This window comes from Paenibacillus sp. TSA_86.1 (assembly GCF_052691815.1).
In genome coordinates this window covers 59,187-79,513 of sequence record NZ_JBQZGE010000015.1, presented here as the reverse complement: position 1 = coordinate 79,513, position 20,327 = coordinate 59,187, and the positions used below count along the sequence as shown (strand labels likewise).

Genomic DNA, 20,327 nt, shown 5'->3' with positions numbered 1-20,327 from the left:
ATCAATTTTACTTTGTCTATCGGTTAAACAAAGTAAAAATAAAATTGTTTTTTCCTTGTTCGTTTACGCTATAATAGTCGAATAGCTTCTTAGCGGATATACTGAAATCCTTTGTTACAAAGAATAGGAGTGCCTTAGCCATATGAAAATTACCGGAGACCAGATGCTGGTCAAAAAAATAAATAAGTCGATCGTACTGGATACGATCCGCCGTCACGCCCCCCTTTCCCGCGCCAAATTGTCCGAAGTGACCGGTCTCAACAAAGCAACGGTTTCCAATCTGGTGGCGGATCTAATCAGCGATGAGTTGGTGCAAGAGATTGGGCCAGGAGAATCCAGCGGTGGACGCAAACCTCTGATGCTGCTTTTTCGAGGTACGGCTGGATATGCAGTTGGTCTGGAGCTGAGCGTGGCCCGTTTGAAGGGTGTGCTTACCGACCTTGAAGGCCACATTGTTGCCGACTATGCGGTTGACCTGAAGCAGCAGGATGCAGCATCTGTATTTGAACAATTAAAACGGGCTGCAGATTATCTGATTGAGCAAGCTCCCTCTTCTCCACATGGCGTAATCGGTATTGGTATTGGCGTTCCAGGCATGGTGGATGAGGGTGGAACCGTGCTGTTTGCACCCAACTTGGAATGGGAAATGGTACCCTTGCGAGCCATGATGGAAGAACGTTTCAAACTTCCTGTCACGATTGATAACGAGGCCAATGCAGGAGCGCGAGGCGAACTGAATTTTGGCGCAGGGGTTGGCGTACGTCATCTGATCTATATCAGTGCAGGCATCGGGATTGGTTCAGGCATTATGGTTGATGGTGAATTATATAAGGGTGCCTGGGGTTACGCTGGCGAGACCGGACATATGTCCATTGAAGCAGAGGGTCTGTCTTGTTCTTGCGGTAATCGGGGATGCTGGGAGTTATATGCTTCGGAAAAAGTATACGAGCATCCGGATCAGCAGCACCTTCCTGCGCATACAACCAAGGAACTGATTGAACATGCTCAGGATGGACACGAAGCTGTGTTAACCTTATACAATACCATCGGACGCAAGCTCGGCGTTGGTATTACCAACATCGTCAACAGCTTTAATCCCGAACGCATTATTATTGGTGGGCCGCTTTCGGAGGCGAAACCATGGATCGAATCGGCACTCAAACAGGTGGTAGAGGAACGCACGTTGCCTTATCACCGTCGAAGTTTGCAAGTGGAATGGGCCGGGCTCGGCAGTCGTTCAACCCGGATTGGTGCTGCTTATTCGGCAATATCCCAGTTTTTAGGCAATGTACGCGTCTCTGTTTAATATTAAGCTAAAAATATATAAAATTGACAAGATTTCGCCCCATTTCCTCCCTTTTTGTTAAAGAAATCCAGAGGTATAATGTTACTATGTGATTTTTGTCATGGCAGCGCTCTCGTTGCTGTGTTATCCGATAATGAAACGGAGTGAAAACTCGTGACCTATGTGGATACATCAGATATCTCGGCGCCAGTGTTTGTCACCGTACTCCTGTTCCTGATTGTGCTTGCGCCGCTGTTCAGCCTGGGCATACTCCGATTTTTTCAGAGCAAAAAGAAGGCTGGTATCATGTACATGCTGTCAGGTTTACTGGTGTATGTCGTATTTCAGACGTTTATGAGTATTTTTTTCTAGCAGAAACTTCTCTACGCCTGAATGCACTTCTGTACTCACAAGCAAATGATGTTTCTCCGACAAAAAAGGAGACGCTTATGCGCAATGTCCTTAAGTCTAGACGTTGCCTTACGCGTCTTCTTTTTGTTTTTCTCCAATTGTTCCAACATCGGAAAAATTAAAAAGACCGTACCTTAAACGGTACGGCCTCTTCCCAATCATACTTCTATATTCAAACGGCTCGCGCGAACCGGAATAGCTTAGTTCTTATATGCGCATACAGATTTTTGTACAGCTTTTGAATACAATCTCTATACAAATCTCATCGCGCTCCACTTAGCCAGTTTACATACTAGCAAAGCGTTAATTAAGCGTCCAATGCTTTGGCAAATTGCGTTTTGTTCATGCCCAGAATACGGTGTTCACCGATAACAGTCAGAGGCACGGCACGTACACCCATGTCCCATACTTGTTGTGCGAACTCATCGCTTGTTTCGATGTTGCGCTCTTCATAAGCAATACCTTTGTCAGCCAAGAACGACTTGACGGATTTGCAGTTCGGGCAGTTCGTGGATGTGTATACAATTACGTTTTCCATGTTCGATTCACCTCATAATAATTATTTGATTTATACGGTTAATTATTTATACGCTTAATAAAGCACTATTCAAACACCGGACTTCACATTGTGATCCAGTTTATTTAGAAGGTTACAAATTACAACGCTACTGCACTGTGCTCCAGACTTTCAATGAATTTCTCCGTGTCCATCGCAGCCATACATCCGCTACCTGCAGCTGTAATTGCTTGTTTGTAACGTGTATCCTGAACGTCACCACATGCGAATACGCCTGGAATGTTTGTTTCAGAAGTACCTGGTGTAGTCAAAATATACCCATGCTCGTCTGTAGTAATCTGACCACCAAGGAAACCTGTGTTTGGTGTATGACCAATCGCTACGAATACGCCGCTTGCCGGGATGATTTCTTCTTCACCTGTTGCGTTGTTGAGCACTTTCAAGCCAGTTACGCCGTTGTCGCCAGCAATCACTTCAAGTGGTGTGCGGTTTAGTGCCATTTCCACTTTTTCGTTGCTACGTGCACGATCTTGCATGATTTTGGAGCCACGCAGCTCTTCACGACGGTGCACCAAGGTTACTTTGGAACCGAAACGGGACAGGAAGCTTGCTTCTTCCAGCGCGGAATCGCCGCCACCAATAACGATAATCTCTTTGTTGCGGAAGAAGAATCCGTCACATGTCGCACATGTGCTGACACCGCGACCTACGTTTGTTTCTTCTCCTGGAATACCCAGATATTTAGCAGATGCGCCTGTAGACAGGATCAAAGTTTCAGATACGAGTTCGCCCATACCTTCGACTTGGATTTTAAATGGACGCTCGCTCATGTCGATGTTGTTTACCCAGCCCGTACGGAATTCTGCGCCAAAACGCTCTGCTTGCTTACGCATGTTATCCATCAACTCAGGACCCATGATGCCATCAGGGAAACCCGGAAAGTTCTCCACTTCCGTCGTTGTTGTCAGCTGTCCGCCAGGTTGCGGTCCTTCAATAACAAGTGGGCTCAGGTTGGCACGTGCCAAGTAGATTGCTGCTGTCAGCCCTGCAGGGCCTGTTCCGATAATAATTGATTTATACATGTATAGTTCCTCCCCCAGGTTCTGCAAAAAGATCAGGTTCTCCGGCATCAAAAGCGCGAGCCTTTGCATACACTAAAACGAATAGCCCATGTCATGTCCATCAAACGGAGTAGATCATGACATTTTACCTATGCAGAAGCGGAATTCTAATTTATAATCATTCTAATCTGTTGTTCATTATGATCTCTTTTAAGTACGGTGTCAATGCTCGGCAACGATTATGAAGAAGTCTTCATCAGGAGGGAAATTGGAAGCATGAATGACGCTCTACTAGGCAGTTTTATTTCGGCCATGTCTACCGGACTTGGAGCCGTACCGATTTTATTTATGCGTAAAATATCACATCGTCTGCGCGACATTCTGCTCGCTTACGCAGCGGGCATTATGACCTCGGCATCGGTGTATAATCTCATTCCCGAAGCGCTCGGGCAGTCCAATATGTTTGTGCTCGCTTTTGGCATTATGCTCGGAAGCCTGGTTCTACTTATACTGGAGATGCGAATACCGCACGTAGACCTGGAAAATCCAGAGAAGATGCCTTTCAAAATTGAAGGCAAAGCCTTCATGATTATCGCAGCCATCACCATGCATAACTTGCCGGAGGGATTGTCTGTCGGTGTAAGTTATGCAAGTACGGATGAGAATCTAGGAAATCTGATCGCCTTTTCCATAGGACTACAAAATGCACCCGAAGGTTTCTTGGTTGCTCTCTTTCTCGTCAATCAGAACATCGGCCGCTTCAAGGCGCTTGGCATTGCAACACTGACCGGGGCTGTAGAGATTATAACGGCCATGATCGGGTATACATTGAGCAGTCTGGTGGCTGGCCTTGTGCCTTACGGTCTTGCATTTGCGGCAGGCGCGATGATGTTTATCGTCTACAAAGAGCTGATTCCCGAGAGTCACGGTGACGGCAATGCGCGAGCTGCTACGATCTCGTTCCTGTTCGGTCTGATTACGATGATTGGGCTGACTGAGTTGTTCTAAATGAAACTTAAGCTACGAAGTTGCTCAATGTTAACGGAAAACCAAAAGAACCCGAACAACAGCCGCAAGCTGAAGTCGGGTCTTTATTTAGCCATAAATGAAGATTCCATGAAATTACTGAAATTGTTGAAATCATCTGTAAGCCATTCAATTCATTCTTTTCATCCACACGATCAAGATTGAATAAATCGAATCAGCTCGGCATTGTATTTTTCCAACTCGTCGTAAAAAGCACCGTGTCCACTCTCTTCAAACACAACCATTTCAGCCGAAGGGATCGCTTTTTGCATCTCCTCAGCGAATTCGAACGGACAGATTTCATCTTTTTTACCGTGGAAAATGGCTGTAGGCACCTGGATCGTTTCCAACTCTCCGCGCAAATCCTCATCCCTCAGCGCCATCGCACTGCTGATCGTACCATAAGACGAAGCTTCCATGCCGAGTGCATGAAACCACTGCATGAATGGCTGGCTATGCTCCTTCGCAAAAAACATCCCGCCGAATGTGTCCAGCAACTTCGGACGATCCGCGAAGATCGGCTCAATAATCTGCTCGTTTAGCTCATCCGGCGTCAGACCGTACGGGTAACCTTCACGCTGCGTAAATACAGGTGCCGCTGCTGACAACAAGGCTAGCTTGGATACTCCGTGCCCCTGATGACGCGCCATATAATGTGCCGCGATGGCACCACCCATGGAGAAGCCAGCGAGTACAGCATCCGTCAGCTTCAGATCATCGATAATAGCACGCACATCGTCTGCCATGCGGTCATAGTCATATCCGGTGGATGGCTTATCAGATAAGCCATAACCTCTGAAATCCATCGCAATTGCCCGAATGCCGTGCTTCGGCAGCACATTCAACTGGTATTCAAACATTTTATAATTGACAGGCCAGCCGTGCAAAAAGAGTACCGGAGTCCCTTCACCAATATCTTCAACATATACTTTTACATTTGGTTCTACTTGTACGTAACGGCCCATTGTTCACAGCTCCCTTATCCTTATAGTAATTCGTAATTATCGTTAGCAAGATACGTTATCTCGTCTCTTCGACTATTACCCTCTGACCACAGGTTCAAACGGAAGCCGCCAGACCAGCTAAGGTGCACCTGGATGGCCACATTACGTACTTTTCGATGATAGGTAACCTTATCTCAGCAGCCGAAGTCCATTCAGAATCACCAGAATGGTACTGCCTTCATGACCAATCACACCAAGTGGCAAAGCTACATCTTGCAAGAAGTTTCCTGCGATTAACGCCAAAATAACTGTAATGGCGAAGCACATATTATACTTCACCGTGCGTTCCGCCCGCCGAGCCTGCTCAATCACCCAAGCAATCTCTTCGATGTTATCGTTCATAAGTACCGCATCCGCTACCTCAATTGCCGTTCCGCTTCCAGACAAGCCCATACCCATACCAACGGTTGCAGCAGCAAGTGCCGGCGCATCATTGACCCCGTCACCAACCATCAGCACATGACCATATTGCTCGCGGAGCGCTTGCACCTGTTTGACCTTATCTTCAGGCAACAAATCTGCATAGACCAGACTAACCCCGGTTTCACCGGCAATGACCGAAGCCGAACGGGCACGATCACCCGTTAACATCGCTACTTTTACACCCATACTCTCCAGTTTCTGCACAGCTGTAGCCGCCTGTGGACGGATCATATCTCGCATCGCAATCAAACCCGCAAACTCACCATTGACGGTTACCACAGATATCGTTTTGCCTTCCTGCTCCAGTCGGGTAGATACCTCTTCCCAGTCCGCCGCGCTGTTTCCAGGTACTTCATCGGCTGTGGACTTCACAGCTATTCCATTCTCCAATTCGCCAATTGGCGTTACAGCCACTGTTTCCGTGGCTCCTCTCTCATCCGCCGTTTGCATCATTTGTGACCATAGCGTGCCATCCAGTCGTCCAATCTTCCATACGGCACCGTTCACCGTTCCTTCAATGCCGTGCCCTGTAATGGACTGCACATGCTCTGCTTCTTGCAGAGATAAGTTCTCTTTGCCAGCCTGCTCCACAATCGCCCGGGCAAGAGGATGCATCGAGAGATTTTCAACGGAGGCCACCGCAGATAATAGCTGTTCCCTGCTTACGCTTGGTGCAGTCAGGATATCCGTTACTTGAGGTGTTCCCATCGTGAGTGTACCTGTTTTATCAAAAGCAACCACCTTGGTGTGGGCGATATTCTCCATATGTGCCCCACCCTTGAACAAAATGCCCCGGCGTGCGCTACTGGACATCGCCGACAGCATTACGGGCATAATGGACGATACAAGAGCACAAGGTGATGCCACCACCAGAAAGACCATCGCTTTGTAAAAAGCTTCATTCCACGTCCACCCCAACAGTAACGGTGTTCCAATAATAACCAGGACTGTAACCCCTACAACAATTCGTGCATAGATACCTTCAAAACGTTCCATAAAACGCTGGGAATCCGGCACTTCGGCCTGTGCTTCCTCCACCAGTTTAATGATTTTTCCGAATAGAGAGCCCTCAGCCGACTTCGTAACCTCGACATATAAAGCACCTTCGCCGTTTACTGTACCTGCGTAAACTTCGTCGCCTGCACTCTTATCGACTGGCATGGATTCCCCAGTGATTGACGATTGATTAATAAAAGAACTCCCACGATAGACCACACCATCTGCAGGAATCAGTTCGCCTGGTTTCACGAGCAGCAGATCTCCAAGCTTCAAATCCTCAATAGCCACCACATTCATTTGTCCATCCTCGATCCGCAGTGCGGTCTCCGGTTTAAGTGCCAACAAAGAGGAAATATCTTTGTGACTTCGCTCCGTTGCGTAACTTTCCAACGCCCCACTAAGTGCGAAAATAAAGATCAGCATCGCGCCTTCATTCCAGTAACCAATCGTTGCTGCCCCGAGTGATGCGGCAATCATCAGCAGATTAACGTCCAGATCACGATCCTTAACCAACGTTTCGATGCCTTCCTTCGCCTTCGTCCAGCCACCAATCGCATAAGCGGCGATGTAGAGCATCACAGACAATGTTGCAAAATAAGGTGCAATGCCCCATGCAATCAGCATCATAACGCCGCTGCCCAGCGCCGCCTGCATCTCTTTGTTCTGCAGCATTGCGCGCAAGTTCGGTTTCTTCCCCCGGTTGGGGCCAGGAGTTTGGGCGGACTTCTGCTTGGCTTGCTGCTTTCCTTGTAAAGGCTGATGTATCGCTTGCATATAAATCACGTTCCCTTCGTATGGTTTTGAGCGTAATAATGCTGCTTGTTGATTTTGTATTGAGAATGAGAGCCATTGTTATTGCCCTAAAAATGGCACATGCTGCTGCGGGAATCCCGCAGCAGCATGGTTTAGAGGTGATTTTACATTCTAAGCGGATCAAAAATCCAGTGAGAATGATAATCATTTTTGTACTTATGCAATTATTTTTACTCAATACAACTTTTGCTCAATTATATGCCTGTGCTGTTCATTTGTAAATGGGTATTTCTTGTAGGTTTTAACACATATAATTCTTCTTCATCTTCTCCTCCCCCTATCCCTTTCCACTAGGCAAATTGAACAAAGACATGCTAGTTTGCATGGTAATAACCACAAAACTTCTCAAACCAAGAAACTGCCCACACAAAAAGGCCAAAGCACGCTAACGCGACTTCGGCCTTCAATGTACATAATTATTTCTTTTCTTTTACAACACTTAATTCTGTTACCTCACTCAAATCAATTTCACATGTTTTGATGCACTTACAATTACCCCTTACTTTTTACGCGCCAACACTTGCACCTTGGCTCGCTTTAATCGCTTGCTCCAGATCATAGATGATGTCCTGAACATTCTCTGTACCGATGGACAGACGGATCAATTCCGGATTAACGCCAGCAGCTGTTTGCTCTGCCTCCGTCAACTGGGCATGTGTTGTGCTTGCCGGATGAATGATCAATGACTTGGAGTCACCTACGTTGGCAAGGTGAGAGAACAATTTTACACTTTCGATCAATTTACGTCCTGCATCTACGCCGCCTTTAATACCAAACGTCAGGATTGCACCTTGTCCTCTTGGCAGATATTTCTGCGCAAGCTCATAGGATGGATGACTTGGCAGACCCGCATAACTCACCCACAGGACATCCTCATGTTTCTCCAGATACTCTGCAACTGCCAGCGCGTTGCTGCTATGACGTTCCACGCGAAGATGCAATGTCTCCAAACCTTGTACCAAGAGCCAGGAGTTAAATGGTGAAATGGACGCTCCCAAGTCACGCAGCAACTGCACACGTGCTTTAATAATATAAGCAATCGGGCCAACGGCTTCCGTATACACAACCCCATTATAACTTGGGTCCGGTTCAGTCAATCCCGGGAATTTCCCGCTTGCTTTCCAGTCAAATTTACCGCTGTCTACGATCACACCACCGATGGATGTACCATGTCCGCCAATGAACTTGGTCGCCGAGTGAACGACAATGTCCGCTCCATGTTCAATTGGACGAAGCAAATAGGGGCTTGGGAACGTGTTATCCACGATCAGTGGAATCCCATGTTCATGGGCAATTGCTGCTACGGCTTCAATATCAAGTACGTTACCTTTCGGGTTACCAATCGTTTCAGCGTACAACGCTTTTGTTTTCTCCGTAATTGCCTCACGGAAGTTCTCCGGATCGCTGGAATCTACAAATTTCACATCAAGTCCTAATTTCGGCAGCGTGGTTGAGAACAGGTTATACGTACCCCCATACAAACTTGCCGAGGACACAATCTCATCGCCAGCACCGGCGATATTCAGCAAAGAGAACGTAATGGCTGCCTGGCCCGAAGCCGTAGCCAATGCGCCTGCTCCACCTTCCAGTGCCGCAATCCGCTGTTCAAATACATCCGTTGTCGGATTCATCAGACGTGTATAAATGTTGCCAAACTCTTTCAAACCAAACAGATTAGCAGCATGCTCCGTATCACGGAATCCATAAGATGTTGTCTGGTACAAAGGCACAGCTCTTGATTGAGTTGTTGGGTCAATCTCTTGACCTGCATGAATAGCTAATGTTTCAAATGAAAGCTCACGTTCGTATGACATAATACTGAATCCTCCCTTGATATGTGCACTCTTGTGCATCCTGTTCTCAATTCCTGGCTTCCTGATGTCTGATCATGGCGGCTTATGTTTTCCATATTCTCTCACAAGATGTCGGTTTTGAAAAGAGTTATTTCCGATTTTTCCGATAAGAAATGTAAATATGTAAAATACAATCTTGCTGTACTAAAAAAACCTTTGCCGTAGCAAAGGTTTTTCAGTTCATTCGTCGTTAGAACTTCTACTAAGCTCTCATTGCATTTTTGTAGCTTCATCATTCAGCATAACATTTTTCATCCGCTAGAGGAACGGACCGCTGACCGATTCTCTACTAGTCGTTCAACTCTCTCGTTATTACACCTTCACAGAGTGCCATACCTCTCGCAGATGCTTGGCAGCAGGTACAGCCTCTTCTGCATTCACACCTTCAAGCGAGATATCAATGTGTGGTTTATACGTTTTGAGCAATTCAAAGAACAATGGATAGTCCAGAATCCCCGCTCCAGGAACAGGGTTATACTTCTCTCCCTGTGCATTGAACGCCACATCCTTCGCATGAATGACGATGATCTTCTCGTATAACTTCTCCATCACTTCACGCAGAAATGCGCCTTGATCTGCCGTATGATGATGCTTGATCAGATTACACGGATCAAACAACATCCCCAGATTCGATGATGGAATCTCTTCAAACAAACGAGTCATATGTTCATGCGTATGAAGCGTATGAGTCGCTACCGGTTCAATGGCGGCATGTACGCCCCATTTTTCGGCTTCCTCCGTGATTTCCTCCAGCGTATCTTTCAGAACACTCCAGGATTTCTCATCATATGTGTCCGGATGGGAATCCCGATATGTGGTTCGTTCCCCTGTTTCCGTTGCAACCATGCTGCAGCCAAAATCCCGGGCATAACGCAGATGTTCCTTGAACCGGTTAATATCTGCACGCCGGCTAATAGGATCGGGATCAATTGGGTTGATATAACATCCCAGAACGGCAATTTTTACTCCGCGACTTGCAAATTGTTCTCCGACCTCGTTAGCAAATCCAGGGCTTAATTTGCCATTCGCAGAATCCATATCTGACAACGCTTTGGCAAGTGCCAGCTGCACGGAGTTAAATCCGTTATCCGCAATGATTTGTGCCAGCTCAGCTGTAGGCCGTTTACCAAACGTATGGGCTAGAATGCCAAGTTTCATCTCATTGCCTCCTTCTGCAAAACGGACTTCAGTAGACGAATTAACGCGCCATCCAACCGCCGTCTACATTCAGTACGTGACCATTCAAATAATCCGATGCGGCAGAAGCCAGGAACACAACCGGGCCTTTTAGATCCTCTGGTGTTCCCCAGCGACCTGCTGGAATACGTGCTGTAATGTCGCGGTAACGATTCTCATCGGCACGAATTTGGGTTGTATTATCGGTTTCCATATAACCTGGAGCAATGCCGTTAATCTGAATGCCTTTGCCAGCCCACTCGTTGGCGAGTGCCTTCGTCAACCCGGCAACGCCATGTTTACTCGCCGTATATCCCGGCACATTAATGCCGCCTTGATAAGAAAGCATCGATGCGATGTTAATGATTTTGCCGCTTCCACGTTCAATCATATGTCTGCCTGCCAATTGGCTCAGGAAGAACACGCTGTTCAAGTTCAGAGCAATCACGTCATGCCAGTCCTGATGTGCGTGATCCGCTGCCGGAGTACGGCGAATAATGCCGGCATTGTTGACGAGAATATCAATTCTGCCTTGAAAAGCGAGCGCTTTTTCAAACACAGCTGACAGTTCCTCTTCCTTGCTCAGATCAGCTTCGATGATATACGCTTTGCGTCCCAATGCTTCAATAGCACTAGCCGTCTCTGCCGGTTTGGAGTAAGACACGAGCACCACATCTGCTCCCGCTTCTGCGAGACCAACAGCCATCCCTTGTCCAAGTCCTCCTGAAGTACCAGTCACCATTGCAACTTGTCCGCTTAAATCAAATGGGTTCATGAACAATTCCTCCGCATGTCTTTGATATGCAAATAACAACATTATTTATTTTGATATTTCATTCCGTTAAAAGTGCATGAAGTTAACTTTGGTAATCCACGTTGACACCACTCTGCCTGTATAAAGCTGCTGTCTCTTCGTCCAGCTTCCGGTCACTGATGATATAATCCAGTTCAGAGCACTGTGCGAAGGTACGGAGTGCAAATTGCCCGAATTTGTAATGATCCACCACGCCGAATACTTGCTGCGCGGCAGCGATCATCGCTTTTTTCAGCGGAACCAAATCCCCTGTATAGATCGACAATCCAAATTCCGGATGCAGTGCCGTTGTAGAAATGAAGGCTTTGTGAATGTTCAGACCGGAGATAAACGCCGCTGTATCTTCACCTACCAACATATTACGCACACGCGCTCCTCCGGGAACGACCAGTCGCACCTGCTCCTTTTTGGTTAGCTCTGCAATGATGTACAAGTCACTTGTGATCACCGTAAGCGGCTGGTTGTCGAGCCGCTTGGCCATCTCTAACGTCGTGCTTCCACCATCCAGTGCTACAATGTCACCAGGTTTAACGTACGCAAGAGCACGTTCTGCAATCTCGGTTTTCTCGGACTGGTGTTTCTCCAGTGCCCCGCGGCTGTTCAAAATACCATATTGGTCATTCTGAGCAAGCATGGCTCCGCCGTGTACACGCACAAGCAATCCCATACTCTCCAGCTTGTCGAGATCCTCTCGCACCGTTTTGCCTGTCACCTGCAACAGCTCGCTCAGGTCACTTACCGTGACCTCTTGGCGTTCCAGCAGAGCCTCCATGATCTTTTCATGTCGTTTCAATGGATTCATCTAATCAACTTCCTATTTCGTTCTTATTTCAGATCCTTCATCGCTACGCCGTCCATGTCCTCGAACGTTTGGTTTTCTCCAGCCATTGCCCAGCAGAACGTGTAGTTGCTTGTGCCCACACCACTGTGAATGGACCAGCTTGGAGAGATGATTGCCTGACGATCACGCACAACGAGATGACGTGTTTCCGTTGGCTCACCCATCATATGGAATACAACGCCATCTTCAGGCAGGTTCCAGTACAGGTACACTTCGGAACGACGGTTATGTGTATGTGCTGGCATCGTGTTCCACATGTTACCTTTGTTCAGTTCTGTGATACCCATAACGAGCTGACAGCTCTTGATTCCGCCTTCACCTTGGTGAATGTAACGATAGATGGTACGTTCGTTGGAAGTTTCAATGCTGCCGAGGTGGTTCGGCTGTGCTTGCTCTTGAGTTGCTTTTACCGTTGGATAGGTATGGTGAGCTGGTGTAGAAACAAAGTAGAACTGAGCCGCCTGCTCTGTGCCGTTGCTCTTGAATACCACTTCCTTAACGCCTTTACCGATGTAGAGGCATTCTTTGGCTCCAATCTCATACACTTCTCCGTCCGCTGTTACTGTACCTTGTCCGCCCACATTGATGATACCGATTTCACGGCGCTCCAGGAAAAAGTCGGTTCCGATATCTTTTAGGTTTACTTCAAGGGTGATGTCTTTGCTTTGTGTAACCGCAGTTCCGACAATGTAACGATCCACATGAGAGTACACCGTCACCAGTTCGTCCTTCGCAAACAATTGCTCCATGAGGAATTCCTCACGCAAACGAGCTGTATCATACGTTTTCACTTCATTCGGGTGTGCTGCATAACGGTTTTCCATCTGTAATCCATCCCTTTCGTCTTGTGAGTATTGTTTATTAATATCTTTCAAAGTTCATATATGTTCATTTTAGTTCATTTCGTATCTTTTGTGTACCCTTATTTTATGGATAGTACAAATTATCGAATCGTGTTGGCTATTTTTAGCAATGTCGGGTAATCATATAGCGGTTCGAGATTATTGTTTTTTCCGGATACCACAGCATAGGTTAACCCCTCATGTCTCCAATATATGGAACTCACTTCTGTATTTCCTTGATCCCATGTCTGCGCACCGTTGGTTAACTTCTGACCTTTTTTCCCTTTTGGAGGGGTATCTACCTTCGAGCTGGTTATCAGCAAAATTAAATTTAAATCCTCTTCCCTATTTGCATAAGTCATTTCCACTGCTTCATATGTTCCATTTGTTTCTAGAATTCGAGTGGATTGTTCAGTTACTTCGAACGGGACGACCGGTTGCTTGATTTTAAAAGGAACCCTGGCTTCCGCCTCCTGCAAAGAAACTTCAACCGCCGGAGGGCTAGGCTCAACATCACCCGCCATCGGGTTGCTCTCGGTTTGTTGCGAGCACGCAGATAATATAACCAAGACCATACATAGCATAGATAGACATCGTACTCTCTTCGAAATCTTCATCTCATCACCTCATAATATCTACTTCGATCCCTTAACTGGAACAACAACCCAAATATACACTATCGTAACATTAAAAATATTCTATGTAACCACATATGCAGGCCAATACCATTGTTCAACCTAACGTTCACCTCCGCTAAAATAAAAAAAAAGAACCTTCTCGTCTGAAATCCAGACAAGAAGGTTCTCGTTAAATCCTATTAATGCGCAACTGCGTTATTCAACATGATCCAGATCGATCCAATGACGATCGTCAACATCATCAGCAATCCGAAAATAAGGGCCATCACATTCCAGCGAGGCTTCTCTGTTTCACGGATATGCATGAAGAAGAAGAGTTGAACCACAAACTGAAGTGCTGCAGTTCCGAGAATAACAACCATTGTTCCTGTTTTGCCCATCATGTCGTTCAGCACCACTACCAGAGGAATGATGGTCAGAACGATGGACAGAATGAAACCGACGACATAGGACTTCAATGAACCATGTTGTTCGTGTCCATGGGAATCATGTGCGTTGTGTCCTGCCATCTACATCACCCCCATCAGATAGACGATCGTAAGGAGGAAAATCCATACGACGTCCAAGAAGTGCCAGTACAAGCTGATTACGTTGATTTTACCGCGAGTTACATCGGTAATACCGCGTTTTTTCAATTGGAACATGAGTCCGATCATCCAGATCAGACCGAGCGATACGTGAAGTCCGTGAGTACCCACGAGGGTAAAGAACGCGCCGGATGCTGCACTTGTTGTGTAGCTGAATCCTTCGTGAACCATCTCAACAAACTCATAAATTTCCAGTGCGAGGAAACCCGCGCCTAGAACGGCTGTAACGATCAACCAGTTAATCAATTGTTTCACTTTGCCTTGGTTCATGGCCAGAACAGCAAGTCCGCTCGTAAATGAACTTGTGAGCAAGAGGAATGTTTCAGCAATGACACCAGGCATTTTGATCAAATCGGACAATATCGGTCCGCCCGCCGTATTGTCACGCAACACAATAAAGGTTGCGAACAATACGGAGAACAGGATTACGTCGGATATCAGGAAGAACCAGAATCCGAGAATTTTCATTTCCTGTGGATCATGGTGGCCATGGTCATGACCGTGTGCATGATTCTCACCGTGCTTAGCGGCTGCTTGAGCCATCTATACCGACCCCCTTAACGACGCTTCGGTACGCTTGATCTCATCGACCGGAATGTAATAATCCGTATCGTAAGAGAAGGAACGCGCAATCATGCAGATACCCACGCCAGCGAGTCCGAGAATTGCCATCCACAGCCATCCAAAGACGAAGCCGAAACCGGCTACGAACCAGAAGACAGACATGATGAACGGAATGGAAGAATTCTTCGGCATATGAATTGGCTCATATACAGGCTCAGGCGGATGAATGCCTTTCGCACGACGTTCTTTCTCTTCCCACCACTCATCGATATCATCTCCGCGCGGTGTAACAGCGAAGTTGTACTCTGGAGCTGGTGAAGGAATCGACCACTCGAGCGTACGACCATCCCATGGATCGCCAGAAGCTTTGAGTGTTTTGTATTTGCGAATACCGTCTGCAATTTGTGCAACCTGGAACAGGAATCCGACACCCATCAGGAATGCCCCGATAGTGGATACGAAGTTCAGTTCCCACCAGCCAGTATCCCAGCCGTATGTGCTCAGACGACGTGTCATACCCATCAGACCGACAGCATACTGCGGCATGAAGCAGACATAGAAACCGATATTCCAAGTCCAGAATGCCCATTTGCCCAGTTTCTCTTCCAGTTGGAAACCGAACATTTTTGGCCACCAGTAGTACAGACCTGCGAAGTATCCGAAGACAACGCCACCGATCAATACTTGGTGGAAGTGGGCAATCAGGAAGTAACTGTTGTGGAACTGGAAGTCAGCTGGAGCAACGGATAACAGAACGCCTGTCATACCCCCGACGATAAAGCACGGGATAAAGGCAAGTGTCCACATCATCGGAGTGGCCATGCGAATCCTTCCTCGATACATCGTAAACAGCCAGTTAAATATCTTAACCCCTGTTGGGATAGCAATCAACATCGTTGTAACCGCGAAGAATGCATTCACGTCCGCTCCGGAACCCATCGTGAAGAAGTGATGCGCCCATGTGAAGAAGGACAGGAAGCTGATGATCAACATCGCGAATACCATCGATTTGTAACCAAACAGTTTTTTCTTCGAGAAGGTACTTACAATCTCGGAGAACACACCAAATGCCGGCAAGACGACAATGTATACCTCAGGGTGACCCCACATCCAGATCAAGTTGATATACATCATTGGGTTGCCGCCCAGATCAAGTGTGAAGAAATGCGCCCCGGCAAACCTGTCGAGGAAGAGCAACGCAAGTGTCACGGTCAAGATCGGGAATGCAAACAAGATAATGATACAAGTGGAGAATACCGACCATGTGAACATCGGCAGTTTCATCCATTTCATGCCTGGCGCACGCATTTTAATGATGGTAACCATAAAGTTGATACCGGTTGCCAGGGAACCGATACCCGATATCTGGATACCCCATATATAGAAGTTCTGTCCTACCCCCGGACTGTGTGACAGCTCCGATAGAGGCGGATAACTCAGCCATCCTGCATCCGGTGAACCACCGATGACGAAGGACAGGTTGAACAGCATTGCGCCCAGGAAGAATAACCAGAAGCTCAGTGCGTTCAGGAACGGGAATGCCACGTCCCTCGCTCCGATCTGTAACGGCACAATGACGTTAAACAAACCGAACATAAATGGCATCGCCATGAACAGGATCATGATCGTACCATGTGTTGTGAAGACCTGATTATAGTGTTCTGGATGTAAGAAATCCATATTAGGCATAGCCAGCTGCAGACGCATCATCAATGCATCCACACCACCACGGAACAACATGATAATGGAAGCAATGATATACATAATACCGATCTTTTTGTGATCGACAGTAGTTAACCAGTTACGCCAGAGCCAGCCCCATTTTTTAAAATAAGTCAGCACCGCTACAATCGTAATCATCGTAATTCCGATCGCTACCATCGCACCGTAGATCAACGGATCACCAGTTACGAAGAATTCAGATGCAAACTCCTTTAATCTCTCTAACATTGGGGGCCTCCTTTCGAATCTTTAGTTCGTACTTGTATTTAATTTCGGTACAGACAAGGATTTGTCTCCAGCAGCAGACTCGTTCGAGCTTGAACCTTCATGCTTGCTGTGAGCACTTTTACCGTCAACAACATACTTGGTCACGATTTTCTGGAACAGACCTTCAGGGAAGGCAGAGTAATAAGCAACGTTACTTGTTCCAGGCTTAGCCAGTGCATCATACGTATCTTGTGTCATTGGCTGGGATTGTTGTTTCACTTCATTCACCCATTTATCAAACTCTTCGTCCGAAGTTGCATTAACATCAAAACGCATCTCCCCAAAGTGTTCACCGGTGAAGTTCGCTCCCGAACCCCAGTATTTACCCTCATGGTCTGCTTGCAGGTACAGGGTCATCGCCATTCCTGACATCGTGTAAATTTGTCCACCCAATTGCGGAATCCAGAACGAGTTCATTGGTGAATCCGCAGTAAGCTCAAATTTCACAGGCCGGTCTGCAGGAATATTCAGCGTGTTAACCGTTGCAATGCCCTGCTCTGGATAGAGGAACAACCATTTCCAATCCAGTGAAGATACCTGAATCGTAATTGGATCTTTCTCGTGAGCCAGCGGCTTGGAAGGCTCCAGATCATACGTGTAGCGTACAGTTACAATAGCCAAAAGTCCGATGATAACAATCGGAATCGTCCACCAGATGACTTCCGCTTTTGTACTGTGAGCCCAGTTTGGTTGGTACTCATTTTTGTTGTCTGGCTTGTCGCGGTAACGCCAAACGATTACAGCAGACAAAATCAACACAGGAACGATGACAATTGCACACAAGAGAGTTGAAATAATAATCAAATCTTTCTGTGCAGCGCCAATAGGCCCCTTCGGATCCAGAACAACATACTGCCCGCCTGCCAGCATTGGCCAGACAATCAATGCAATTGTAACCAACGTCAGGACAACCGGAATGATAATCCGGATAAGCGACCTAGGTTTCTTGTTCATTTTGATCCCCTCTCCTTAAATATTCGCTAATACTAAAAAATCAGTATACTACTCTCTTCCTACTAAAGATATCAGAAACGAGCGACTTTTTTATTCTTGTTAACAAATTTGTCGATTTTACACCCCAAATGTGTGAATTTTTTCTCACAAATCGCTTGATCGGTTGATATTTGCACATCGTAATCTTTACACTCCAGGTCACAAAACAAAACCCTTTGCAGTCCCGTTGAACTAATGTCAACGAATCCGCAAAGGGCTTTATTGACTGGATTCCGAGGAATATTCCAGTCTTATTATGGACAATTTTGCGCTGGATTATAATTAATCTGCGCCTTCATCTTCCTGGCGTGTATGAACCAGACCAATCGCTTTGGCAATAACGTAGATAAATACGCTACCTACAAGGAAACCAATACCAACCATTAAACCTAAATTGCGATCATTAAAGTCATTCAAGTTGATCAGGCACAGTACAACTCCAGTGATGAGTGCTACCCATGCCAGAACCGTCATCGTCAAGACTGCACGATGCATATTTTTATCTTTACGCTCCAATTGGCTGACCATTGCTGTTTTAGATGCCATAGTAAACACTTCCTTTTCCCTTTTTGTAAGTGCTTTCCTAATACCAATATACCACATCAGTATGAATTTTAGTCAAGAAATGTTCAAATTTATTTCTCATTTTGGACACTTTATTTCTTTTAATTATATTGACAAACATGAATGTCATTTGTTCTTACTTCTTATAACCCAAAAATTCGGTTTTCATAACAGAAATAAATGCCAAAACATATACAAGCTTTAGGAACTTCAATTTTCACTCGTGACAAAAGAAAAAGACGACCTGTCGGAAAAGTCCGACAGAGCCGCCTATATATAATAGAAAGAACTTGTTTTTGTCCAAACAACCAATTAGTTCCGAGTTTCCAACCAATTGTTCTTGATCACGCTCTGATACCAGTAGAAACTTTCCTTAGGCGTTCTTACAAGTGAACGAAAATCAACGTGCACCAAACCAAAGCGCATCCGGTAACCTTCAGCCCATTCATAATTATCCATTAGCGACCAAGCCATGTACCCTTTGAGGTTGATGCCGTCATTGATAATGCGATGGATTTGAGCCAAATGCTGCTCATAATAAGAAATGCGGCGATCATCGTTAATTTTGCCATTTTCCAGATCATCGTTAATGCAGGCACCATTCTCTGTAATATATACATCCACGTTTCCGTACTTTTGCAGGTAATGCATGAATTCATACAAACCGCGTGATTCCACCGGCCAGCCGATGTCCGTTTTAACCAAGCCCATATTCATTTCTTCAGATTGAAGCACACCAGCTTCCGGATTATAACGGTTAATTCCCATGGTGTAATAGTTAATGCCCAGCAGATCGATCGGCTCTCCGATAATTTCCATATCTCCTTCTTGAATCGGCACCGTTGCTCCTGCCTCCGCAAACCAGTCCACCAGAAATTGTGGGTACGCCCCCTTATAAATAGGATCAAGGAACCAATCCGTATTCAGCGCAATCGCCCGGTCACATGCTGCCTGATCTTCAGGAGACTTACTGTAAGGTTCAGCCCAGCATACGTTGGGAGCGATACCAATCTGACCGGTGATCCCCATACGCCGGAAGGACTGAACCGCTTTACCATGTGCAACGAGCAGGCCGTGAGCCACGTTAATTGCCGTTTGCACGTCTTTATTACCTGGCGCATGAATGCCCAGCATATTGGACAGAAATGCAATACACCAGGGTTCATTGAAGGTCAGCCAGAAGTTGATTTTGCCCGAGAACTCTTTGAAGATCACTTCTGCATATTTGACAAACGCATCCACCGTTCTGCGATTTCCCCAGCCTCCGTCATCCTCCAACGTCTGCGGCAGATCCCAGTGATACAGTGTGAGAAACGGTTCAATACCAGCATCCAGCAGGGCATCCACAAAACGATGGTAAAAGTCCAGACCTTCACGGTTGATCTCCCCATCTCCATCTGGAATAATGCGCGGCCACGCAATAGAGAAACGATATGTGTTGATGCCGAGCTTTTTCATCAGTTCAATATCTTCTTCGTAGCGGTGGTAGCTGTCACAAGCAACGTCACCATTGTCACCGTTAAATACTTTACCAGGTGTACGCGCAAATGTATCCCAGATGGATACTCCGCGACCTCCCTCTTGCGCTGCACCTTCAATCTGATAGGACGCAGTTGCTGTTCCCCAGCGGAAATCATGCGGGAATTGGAAAATGGTCATGGCTAAAATCCTCCGTCTCTGATGACACGCGGATCGTATATCCGGCGGTCATTCTAATTCATAGTTTTGAATGTAAGGCTCATTCCGCCTCGGTTTTGATTTGTCTCCAAAATTCAACAGAAATGAAGCAATTAGCGAAACTGGTTTCCTAAAACGTTTTCGAAAATAAAAAAAATAAAAACCAATTCATTTCTTTACTGGCTAACGCACGTTAAAAACGTAATCTTCATCTCTTGTTGTACTGGAAGTGCTTACAATAAGAGGATTA

20 protein-coding genes are annotated in these 20,327 nt (G+C 46.3%); 4 read left to right on the top strand and 16 right to left on the bottom strand.

The genetic code is table 11. The features are described 5' to 3' along the window. Positions 1-142 precede the first annotated feature (142 nt). The gene (locus ACUTVW_RS22355) at positions 143-1,306 is read left to right on the top strand and encodes an ROK family protein (protein ID WP_445647782.1); all 1,164 of its coding nucleotides are present in this window, start codon (positions 143-145) and stop codon (positions 1,304-1,306) included. 153 nt (positions 1,307-1,459) lie between these two features. Then, on the top strand, positions 1,460-1,657 hold the full coding sequence (locus ACUTVW_RS22350; protein ID WP_111268377.1) for a hypothetical protein: 198 nt from the start codon (positions 1,460-1,462) through the stop codon (positions 1,655-1,657). A gap of 346 nt (positions 1,658-2,003) precedes the next feature. On the opposite strand, the gene ACUTVW_RS22345 is transcribed toward ACUTVW_RS22350, so the two are convergent. Both ACUTVW_RS22345 and trxB read right to left on the bottom strand, forming a co-directional pair. Beyond that, positions 2,004-2,234: a glutaredoxin family protein gene (locus ACUTVW_RS22345; protein WP_056693307.1), complete on the bottom strand. Its 231-nt coding sequence runs from the start codon at positions 2,232-2,234 to the stop codon at positions 2,004-2,006. A 119-nt stretch (positions 2,235-2,353) separates the two neighbouring features. Beyond that, positions 2,354-3,295 carry a thioredoxin-disulfide reductase gene (trxB, locus tag ACUTVW_RS22340; protein ID WP_434749389.1) on the bottom strand — a complete coding sequence of 314 codons (942 nt, stop codon included), beginning with the start codon at positions 3,293-3,295 and terminating at the stop codon, positions 2,354-2,356. A 255-nt stretch (positions 3,296-3,550) separates the two neighbouring features. On the opposite strand from trxB, the gene ACUTVW_RS22335 reads away from it, so the two are divergent. After that, complete coding sequence (locus ACUTVW_RS22335) at positions 3,551-4,282, top strand: ZIP family metal transporter (RefSeq protein WP_434749388.1); 732 nt, start codon at positions 3,551-3,553, stop codon at positions 4,280-4,282. Between the two features lie 173 nt (positions 4,283-4,455). On the opposite strand, the gene ACUTVW_RS22330 is transcribed toward ACUTVW_RS22335, so the two are convergent. Both ACUTVW_RS22330 and ACUTVW_RS22325 read right to left on the bottom strand, forming a co-directional pair. Next, positions 4,456-5,265, bottom strand: a complete 810-nt coding sequence (locus ACUTVW_RS22330) for an alpha/beta fold hydrolase (protein WP_445647781.1) — start codon at positions 5,263-5,265, stop codon at positions 4,456-4,458. A gap of 168 nt (positions 5,266-5,433) precedes the next feature. Beyond that, the gene (locus ACUTVW_RS22325; protein WP_445647780.1) at positions 5,434-7,500 is read right to left on the bottom strand and encodes a heavy metal translocating P-type ATPase; all 2,067 of its coding nucleotides are present in this window, start codon (positions 7,498-7,500) and stop codon (positions 5,434-5,436) included. Between the two features lie 38 nt (positions 7,501-7,538). On the opposite strand from ACUTVW_RS22325, the gene ACUTVW_RS22320 reads away from it, so the two are divergent. After that, entirely contained in the window at positions 7,539-7,760 is a 222-nt protein-coding gene (locus tag ACUTVW_RS22320) for a hypothetical protein (protein ID WP_445647779.1), read from the top strand. 285 nt (positions 7,761-8,045) lie between these two features. Here ACUTVW_RS22320 and ACUTVW_RS22315 read toward each other — a convergent pair whose 3' ends face one another. From ACUTVW_RS22315 to ACUTVW_RS22260, 12 genes are all read right to left on the bottom strand, one after another. After that, positions 8,046-9,353 carry a homocysteine synthase gene (locus tag ACUTVW_RS22315; RefSeq protein WP_445647778.1) on the bottom strand — a complete coding sequence of 436 codons (1,308 nt, stop codon included), beginning with the start codon at positions 9,351-9,353 and terminating at the stop codon, positions 8,046-8,048. Between the two features lie 351 nt (positions 9,354-9,704). Continuing rightward, positions 9,705-10,550 carry a sugar phosphate isomerase/epimerase family protein gene (locus tag ACUTVW_RS22310; RefSeq protein WP_445647777.1) on the bottom strand — a complete coding sequence of 282 codons (846 nt, stop codon included), beginning with the start codon at positions 10,548-10,550 and terminating at the stop codon, positions 9,705-9,707. Between the two features lie 40 nt (positions 10,551-10,590). Next, positions 10,591-11,343, bottom strand: coding sequence for a 2-dehydro-3-deoxy-D-gluconate 5-dehydrogenase KduD (gene kduD, locus ACUTVW_RS22305; RefSeq protein ID WP_090924445.1), 753 nt, complete (start codon positions 11,341-11,343; stop codon positions 10,591-10,593). A gap of 82 nt (positions 11,344-11,425) precedes the next feature. Further along, positions 11,426-12,184 (bottom strand): DeoR/GlpR family DNA-binding transcription regulator, encoded by a 759-nt coding sequence (locus ACUTVW_RS22300; protein ID WP_445647776.1) that lies wholly within the window; start codon positions 12,182-12,184, stop codon positions 11,426-11,428. Between the two features lie 23 nt (positions 12,185-12,207). After that, positions 12,208-13,047, bottom strand: a complete 840-nt coding sequence (gene kduI / locus ACUTVW_RS22295; RefSeq protein ID WP_090924443.1) for a 5-dehydro-4-deoxy-D-glucuronate isomerase — start codon at positions 13,045-13,047, stop codon at positions 12,208-12,210. 119 nt (positions 13,048-13,166) lie between these two features. Next, complete coding sequence (locus tag ACUTVW_RS22290; protein WP_445647775.1) at positions 13,167-13,589, bottom strand: hypothetical protein; 423 nt, start codon at positions 13,587-13,589, stop codon at positions 13,167-13,169. A gap of 293 nt (positions 13,590-13,882) precedes the next feature. Beyond that, positions 13,883-14,212 (bottom strand): cytochrome o ubiquinol oxidase subunit IV, encoded by a 330-nt coding sequence (gene cyoD / locus ACUTVW_RS22285; RefSeq protein WP_441929464.1) that lies wholly within the window; start codon positions 14,210-14,212, stop codon positions 13,883-13,885. Next, a complete protein-coding gene (gene cyoC / locus ACUTVW_RS22280; protein WP_441929463.1) occupies positions 14,213-14,833 on the bottom strand; it encodes a cytochrome o ubiquinol oxidase subunit III in 621 nt (206 codons plus the stop codon). Next, positions 14,834-16,804, bottom strand: coding sequence for a cbb3-type cytochrome c oxidase subunit I (locus tag ACUTVW_RS22275; protein ID WP_445647774.1), 1,971 nt, complete (start codon positions 16,802-16,804; stop codon positions 14,834-14,836). 21 nt (positions 16,805-16,825) lie between these two features. Then, entirely contained in the window at positions 16,826-17,797 is a 972-nt protein-coding gene (gene cyoA, locus ACUTVW_RS22270; RefSeq protein ID WP_445647773.1) for a ubiquinol oxidase subunit II, read from the bottom strand. A 321-nt stretch (positions 17,798-18,118) separates the two neighbouring features. Beyond that, a complete protein-coding gene (locus ACUTVW_RS22265; protein ID WP_445647772.1) occupies positions 18,119-18,382 on the bottom strand; it encodes a hypothetical protein in 264 nt (87 codons plus the stop codon). Positions 18,383-18,712: 330 nt separating this feature from the next. After that, positions 18,713-20,059 carry a GH1 family beta-glucosidase gene (locus tag ACUTVW_RS22260; RefSeq protein ID WP_445647771.1) on the bottom strand — a complete coding sequence of 449 codons (1,347 nt, stop codon included), beginning with the start codon at positions 20,057-20,059 and terminating at the stop codon, positions 18,713-18,715. Positions 20,060-20,327: the final 268 nt, after the last annotated feature.